A 7,336-nucleotide genomic window follows, 5' to 3' on the forward strand; every position below is an offset into this window, starting at 1 on the left:
GTGCCAGCTGGCACCGCGCCTCCTGTCCGTCATGGCGCTGTCCGTCATCGCGACTGTCCGTCACCGCGACGAGTCCCGTCGGCCGTGTCGTCGCGTCCGCGGGGCGTCGTCGTCGTGTCAGCGGGGCGTCGCACGCAGACGGACGGCCCGCGGTGCTTCGCACGCAGACGGACGGCCCGCGGCGGTGTCGCCACGGGCCGTCCGGTCAGGCAACGGCAGCGGTCAGCGCAGCACGACCACACCGCGCCCCGCGAAGCGGACACAGGCCGTCTGGACGTCCGCCTCGCCGAAGCGGTAGAGCTCCTCGCCCGTGGCGCCCGGCACGGGCACCTCGGCCGCGTCGTCGAGGAAGTTCACCACGACGTGCACCGGGCGGGCGTCGGGTCCGAGCAGCCCGCGGGTCAGGACGAGCCACCGGCGGTCCTCGCTGAACCGCACGGCGTTCGCTTCGTAGCGCTGGTCGACGAAGGCCTCGTCGGTCCGCCGCAGCGCGACGAGCACCCGGTAGGCCCGGAGGATCGCCGCCCCCCGCTCGGACTCGACGTCCGACCAGTCGAGCTTCGAGTTCGTGAACGTCGTCGGGTCCTGCGGGTCCGGCACGGCGGACTCGTCCCAGCCGTGCTCCGCGAACTCCGTGATGCGCCCCTCGGCGGTGGCCTTGCCGAGCTCCGGTTCGGGGTGCGACGTGAAGAACTGCCACGGGGTCGAGGCAGCGAACTCCTCGCCCATGAAGAGCATCGGCGTGAAGGGGCCGAGCAGCGTCAGCGCGGCGGCGATCACGAGGCCCTCGTCGGTCAGGCTCGCGGCGAGCCGGTCGCCGGTCGCGCGGTTGCCGATCTGGTCGTGGTTCTGGTTCGCCACGACGAGCGCTGTGGCCGGCGAGGTCCCGCGGTCGATGGGCCGTCCGTGCCGCTTCCGCCGGAACGACGACCACGTGCCGTCGTGGAAGAAGCCGTGCTCGAGCACCTTCGCCAGTGCCGAGAGGCGAGCGAAGTCGCCGTAGTACCCGTTCGTCTCACCGGTCAGGGCGACGTGCACGGCGTGGTGGAAGTCGTCCGACCACTGCCCGGCGAGTCCGTAGCCCGCGGCGTCCTGCGAGCGGAACATGATCGGGTCGTTGAGGTCGGACTCCGCGATGAGCGACAGCGGCCGCCCGACGAACGCCGAGTACGCGTCCGTCTCGGAGGCCATCGCCTGCAGCAGGTGCGGCCGGGAGGTGTCCCGCAGGGCGTGCACGGCGTCGAGCCGCAGCCCGTCGACGTGGTGGTCACGGAACCACATCCGCACGTTGTCGAGCACGTAGCGCCGGACCTCGGGGTGCTCGACGTTCACCGAGTCACCCCAGGTGTTGCCGAGCCCCGCGAGCAGGTACGGCCCGTACAGCGGCAGGTAGTTGCCGCTCGGTCCGAGGTGGTTGTAGACGACGTCCTGGATGACGCCGAGACCGAGGGCGTGCGCGCGGTCGACGAAGCGGTCGTACGCGTCCGGTCCGCCGTACGGCGCGTGCACCGCGAACCAGCCGACGCCGTCGTAGCCCCAGTTCCACTCGCCGTTCACCGCGTTGACGGGCAGGAGTTCGACGAACTCCACGCCGAGCTCGACGAGGTGGTCGAGCTTCGCCGCGGCGGCGTCCAGCGTGCCCTCGGGCGTGTAGGTGCCGACGTGCATCTCGTAGATGACGCCGCCGCGGGCCGGACGCCCGGTCCAGGCGTCGTCCGTCCACGAGAACCGCGCCGGGTCGACGACCTCGGACGGGCCGTGCACCCCATCGGGCTGGAACCGGCTGCGCGGGTCGGGTCGCACGGCGTCGTCGTCCCCGATGCGGAAGCCGTAGCGGGCACCCACGACGGGGGCGATCCGGTCGGTCGTCCACCAGTCGTCGTCGCCGCGGGTCAGCGGGTACTCCGTGTCGTCGACCACGAGGCGCACGCGCTCCGGTGTGGGCGCCCAGACGGCGTAGCGGTCGGGTGCGGTCATGCGTGACCCTCCAGGATGTCGATCTCGGCCTGCGCGTCGGATTCGTCGGCAGCGGCAGCGGCAGCGGCAGGCGCGTCGGTGGTGTCGGGACCGGCGGCGACACCGGTGCCGTGGGTCGCCGCGGTGCCGTCGCCCGCCGCGGTGCCGTGGGCGTTCGCCTCGGTGCCGTGGGCGTTCGCCTCGGTGCCGTGGTCGGTCGCCTCGGCCACGTGAGCCGGCACGAGCAACGCCACCGGGTAGTCGGTGAGCAGGTCGGCGAGGGCGATGCCCCGGTCGGCGGGGACCCGGCGGCCGGTGAGCAGGTCGACGCGGTCCGTCGGCACGGCGTGCACGAGGGTGTCCCCCCATCCGCCGACGCGCTCGAGGCCGATCGGCAGGCGCGTCGCGATCGTGATCGCACCCCCGCGGTCGAAGGCGAGCACGTGGTCCGCCGCGCTGCCGGTCGCCTCGAGCGCGAGGTAGCGGGTGAAGAGCTCCGGGTGGTCGCGCCGCACGCGGAGCGCACGACTCGTCACGAGGAGCTTCGCCCGGCCGTCCCGCCCGACGGAGGGCAGCTGTTCCGGCCCGTCGTCGTCCGGCCCGTCGAGCTCGGCCAGGACGTGCCGACGCTCGGTGTAGTCCACCGGCCGGCGGTTGTCCGGGTCGACGAGGGACCGGTCCCAGGACTCGGTGCCCTGGTAGACGTCCGGGACGCCCGGTGCGGTGAGCTGCACGAGCTTCTGCCCGAGGCCGTTCGACCACCCCGCGGCATCGATCCGTTCGTCGAGGGCGTCGAGGACGGCGACGACGGCCGGGTCGTCGAACGCGGCGTCGACGAGTGCGTGCATCCGGCGTTCGAAGTCCTCGTCCGGCGCCGTCCACGTGGTGCTGTCGCCGGCCTCGCGCGACGCCTTCTCGGCGTAGGCGTGCAGCCGTTCCCGGCTGGCCGGACGGGCGCCCACGATCGCCTGCCAGAGCAGGTCGGCGAAGACGGCGTCGTCGAGCGGCGCGAGTGACTGCAGCCGCGCGAGCGTGCTCGCCCACTCCGGCCCGAGCTCGGCCAGCACGGCGATCCGCGCACGGGTGTCCTCGCTGCGCTTGGTGTCGTGCGTGGTGAGGGTCGTCATGGTGTGCGGCCAGCTGCCGAGGCGGTCACGCTGCGCCTGGTGGAAGTCGTCGACCGAGACCGAGAACACGCTCGGGTCGCCGCCGACCTCGCTCAGGGACGTCAGGCGGGACGTCCGGTAGAACGCGGTGTCCTCGACGCCCTTCGCCATCACCATGCCGCTCGTCTGCTGCAGGCGGATCGCCGCCGCGTTCGCCGGGTCGACGAGCGCGGGCGCGATCCGGTCGATCACGTCGCCGAGGTCCGGCCGTGCCACAGCGGCACGCTCGAGCGCGGCGATGAGGTGGTGGGCGCCCTCGGGCAGGTAGGTCCGGTAGACGTCGAACGACGCGACGACCTCGGCGACCGCGTCGACGATCCGCTCGTGGGGGAGCGGTGCGGACGCGGCGCCGCCGGTACCCGGGCCGAGCAGCCGGGCGAGCCGCTCGACCTCGCTGCCGAGGATGCCGTCCGCGATGCCACGACGGGTGTCGTGCGTCAGCCGCTGCCAGTCGGTCGGTTCGGCCCCGGACGCCGCGGTCAGGGACGCCTCGCCCGCCGGGTCGACGAACACGCGGTCGAGCACCCCGAGGGCGTCGTAGCCGGTGGTGCCGTCGACCGGCCAGCTGGACGGCAGTTCCTCGCCCGGCTCGAGGATCTTCTCGACGAGCGTGTACGCGCCGTCGGTGAGCGCCGCGAGGTCCTGCAGGTACCCGGCGGGGTCGTACAGGCCGTCGGGGTGGTCGATGCGGAGCCCGTCCACGAGGCCGTCGCGGAACCACGCCCCGATCGTGCTGTGGGACGCCGCGAACACCTCGGGCTCCTCGACCCGGATCGCCGCGAGCGTGTTCACCGCGAAGAAGCGTCGGTAGTTCAGCTCGTGGTCGGCGCGCTTCCAGTGCACGAACTCGTAGTGCTGTCGCGCGTGGACGTCCGCCACCGAGTCGCCGTCGTGCACCGTCCCGGGTGCGGTCGGGTACGCGGTGTCGCCGAGGTACAGCCGGCCGTCGCGGAGTTCGACCGCGTCGAGCAGCCGGTCGTCGAGCACCGGCACGCGCAGCTTGCCGTCGCCGGCGTCCCAGTCGACGTCGAACGCCCACGCGACGGGGGAGCTCTGGCCCTGTTCGAGCACGGACCACCACCACGGGTTCGACGCGGGCGTGGCCACACCGACGTGGTTCGGCACGACGTCGACGAGGACACCGAGCCCGACGGCGTGCGCGGCCTCGGCGAGTGCACGGAGCGCTTCGTCCCCGCCGCGTTCGGCGTCGACCCTGGTGTGATCGACGACGTCGTACCCGTGCTGCGAGCCCGGCTCGGCCTGGAGCACGGGCGACAGGTAGAGCCAGTCGGCACCGAGGTCGCGCACGTAGTCGACGACGTCCCGTGCGGCGCCCAGGTCGAAGTCCGGCGTGACCTGCAGCCGGTACGTCGACGTGGGGACCCGACGCGCGGTCACTGCTGGCCGCCGCTCGTGGCGGAGGGAGCCGTGGCACCGGCGGGGTTGATCGGCGTGACGGCGTCCTGCGGTGCCGCCGTGGCCGGTCGGCGTGCGTCGGTGTCCACCGGGGTCACCGTGACCTCGTGGTCCGGCTCGGCGCGCAGCACGATCATCGAGCGCGCGGGGACGTCGAGCGGGGTGCCGGCGTCGAGGACGTCGTCGCGCGCACCGGGCTCGGCCGTGTCGATCCGGACCGTCCAGCCCGGTGAGTACTCCTCGGGTGGGAGGGTGAACGTCACGGTGTCGTCGTGCGCGTTGAAGTAGGTGATGAACCCGACGTCGGTGACGCGCTCGCCGCGGGAGTCGCGCCCGCGGATCCCGTTGCCGTTCAGGTACATGCCGACGCTCTTGCCGAAGCCGGAGTCCCAGTCCTCGGGTTCCATCGCGTCACCGGAGGGTGTGAGCCACACGACGTCCGGCAGCGGTTCGTCCTGCCCGCGGCGGACCGGACGCCCGTTGAAGTACCGCGTGCGGCGGAACGTCGGGTGGTCGTGCCGGAGCTTCACGACGTCGGCCGTGAACTGGACGAGGTCGTCGTCGGCGGCCTCCCAGTCGATCCAGCTGATCGCGGAGTCCTGCGCGTAGACGTTGTTGTTGCCGGACTGCGTGCGTCCGAGCTCGTCGCCGTGCGCGATCATCGGCACGCCCTGGCTGAGCAGCAGGGTCGCCAGGAAGTTCCGGCGGCGCTGCAGCCGCAGGGCGTTCACGTCCGGGTCATCGGTCGGGCCCTCGACGCCGGAGTTCCAGGAGCGGTTGTGGCTCTCGCCGTCGTTGTTGTCCTCGCCGTTGGCGTCGTTGTGCTTCTCGTTGTAGGCGACGAGGTCGTACAGCGTGAAGCCGTCGTGCGCGGTGATGAAGTTGATGCTCGCCTTGGGCGTTCGGCCGTCGTGCTCGTAGAGGTCAGCGGAGCCGGAGATGCGCGAGGCGAACTCACCGAGCGTCGAGGGCTCGCCACGCCAGAAGTCGCGCACCGTGTCGCGGTACTTGCCGTTCCACTCGGACCACTGCGGCGGGAAGTTGCCGACCTGGTAGCCGCCGGGACCGACGTCCCACGGCTCGGCGATGAGCTTCACCTGCGACACGATCGGGTCCTGCTGGACGAGTTCGAAGAAGGCCGCCAGCCGGTCGACCTCGTAGAACTCGCGGGCGAGGGCCGCGGCGAGGTCGAAGCGGAAGCCGTCGACGTGCATCTCGGTCACCCAGTAGCGCAGCGAGTCCATGATCAGCTGCAGCGAGTGCGGGTGGCCGACGTTGAGCGAGTTGCCCGTGCCGGTGGTGTCCATGTAGTACCGCTTGTCGTCGTCGACGAGGCGGTAGTACGCCGCGTTGTCGATGCCGCGGAAGGACAGCGTCGGGCCGAGGTGGTTCCCCTCGGCCGTGTGGTTGTAGACGACGTCGAGGACGACCTCGATGCCGGCCCGGTGCAGCTCGCGGACCATCGCCTTGAACTCCTGCACCTGCTGGCCGTGGTCACCCGACGACGAGTAGTGCGAGTGCGGCGCGAAGAACCCGATGGTGTTGTAGCCCCAGTAGTTCGACAGCCCCTTCTCCTGCAGCGTCGAGTCGTTCACGAACTGGTGCACGGGCATGAGTTCGAGCGTGGTGACGCCGAGCCGCTGCAGGTGCGCGATGACCGCCGGGTGTGCGACGCCGGCGTAGGTGCCGCGCTGCTCCTCGGGCACGTCGGGGTGCGTCTCGGTGAGGCCCTTGACGTGCGCCTCGTAGATGACGGTCTCGCCGTAGGGGATGCGCGGCGCCCGGTCGCCCTGCCAGTCGAAGAACGGGTTGATGACTACGCCCTTCATCATGTGGGCCGCCGAGTCGTCGTCGTTCGTCGAGTCCGGGTCGCCGAACGTGTACGAGAAGAGCGCCTGGTCCCAGTCGATGTCGCCGCTGGTCGCCTTGGCGTACGGGTCGAGCAGGAGCTTCTTCGGGTTCGCGCGGAGGCCCTTGTCGGGGGCGTACTCGCCGTGGACGCGGAAGCCGTACTGCTGGCCCGGTCCGACGTTCGGGAGGTACGCGTGCCAGACGTACGCGTCGACCTCGACGAGGTCGATGCACTGTTCGTTCCCGTCGTCGTCGAAGAGACAGAGTTCCACGCGTTCGGCGACCTCGCTGAAGAGGGCGAAGTTCGTGCCGCTCCCGTCGTAGGTCGCCCCGAGCGGGTACGGGTTGCCGGGCCAGGTGTGCAAACGGTCCTCCAGTGGTGGGTCACGCCAACATATCGGCGCGGGTCCTCCACGTCCGCAGACAAGCCCTCACGGTGGACGGATCCGCTCGGACCGCAGCCTGTGGAGGAACCGGCGAGTAGCCTCCGGGCCATGGCCAACATCGTGACGCAGATCGCAGAGAAGGTGCGCCCCGCCGGCGTCACCACGAACTACGGGGAGCCGGTCGAGGTCGGTGACCAGACCCTCATCCCGGTGTCCCTCGGCTGGTTCGGCTTCGGTGGCGGCGGGGACGGCGACGAGAGCGGCGGCGGGGGCGGCGGTGCCGTCTCGATCCCGATCGGCGCGTACGTCCGCCGACCGGGCAAGGACCTCGAGTTCGAGCCGAACCTGATCTCCCTCCTCGCGGTGAGCGTCCCGGTCATCTGGGTCACCGGGACGGTCCTCCGCAAGCTGGTCCGCGTCCTCAAGAAGTGACGTCCTGACGGACAGGAGGCGGGGGGGGGGGGCGCCCCCCCCCGCCCCTGGGGCGGGGGGGGGCGGTGCGGCACACCCGCGCGGCCCGCGGTTTGGTTGGTGGTGGCCCAAGGGGGATCGGGGGACCCC

4 protein-coding genes are annotated in these 7,336 nt (G+C 71.7%); 1 reads left to right on the forward strand and 3 read right to left on the reverse strand.

Features of this window, described 5'->3' with window-relative positions:
• Positions 1 to 222: 222 nt before the first annotated feature.
• Genes treZ through glgX form a run of 3 tightly spaced genes read right to left on the reverse strand, consistent with a single transcriptional unit; the run spans position 223 to position 6,754 of the window.
• On the reverse strand, positions 223 to 1,977 hold the full coding sequence (gene treZ, locus ACNQOV_RS17890) for a malto-oligosyltrehalose trehalohydrolase (RefSeq protein WP_416396253.1): 1,755 nt from the start codon (positions 1,975 to 1,977) through the stop codon (positions 223 to 225).
• Positions 1,974 to 4,520: a malto-oligosyltrehalose synthase gene (gene treY, locus ACNQOV_RS17895; protein ID WP_416396255.1), complete on the reverse strand. Its 2,547-nt coding sequence runs from the start codon at positions 4,518 to 4,520 to the stop codon at positions 1,974 to 1,976. Before treY ends, treZ begins: the two co-directional genes overlap by 4 nt.
• Positions 4,517 to 6,754 carry a glycogen debranching protein GlgX gene (gene glgX / locus ACNQOV_RS17900; RefSeq protein WP_022907374.1) on the reverse strand — a complete coding sequence of 746 codons (2,238 nt, stop codon included), beginning with the start codon at positions 6,752 to 6,754 and terminating at the stop codon, positions 4,517 to 4,519. Before glgX ends, treY begins: the two co-directional genes overlap by 4 nt.
• Positions 6,755 to 6,883: 129 nt before the next feature.
• Between glgX and ACNQOV_RS17905 the strand changes: the two genes are divergently transcribed.
• Positions 6,884 to 7,207: a hypothetical protein gene (locus ACNQOV_RS17905; RefSeq protein WP_022907375.1), complete on the forward strand. Its 324-nt coding sequence runs from the start codon at positions 6,884 to 6,886 to the stop codon at positions 7,205 to 7,207.
• The last annotated feature ends 129 nt before the right edge of the window (positions 7,208 to 7,336 follow it).

The sequence above is a fragment of the Curtobacterium sp. LFS084 genome, assembly GCF_047977705.1.
Taxonomy (GTDB): domain Bacteria; phylum Actinomycetota; class Actinomycetes; order Actinomycetales; family Microbacteriaceae; genus Curtobacterium.

Excerpts from the sequence above, each read along its gene's own strand:
- treZ (WP_416396253.1), bottom strand. The coding sequence starts at position 1,977 with ATGACCGCACCCGACCGCTACGCCGTCTGGGCGCCCACACCGGAGCGC.
- ACNQOV_RS17905 (WP_022907375.1), top strand. The coding sequence starts at position 6,884 with ATGGCCAACATCGTGACGCAGATCGCAGAGAAGGTGCGCCCCGCCGGC.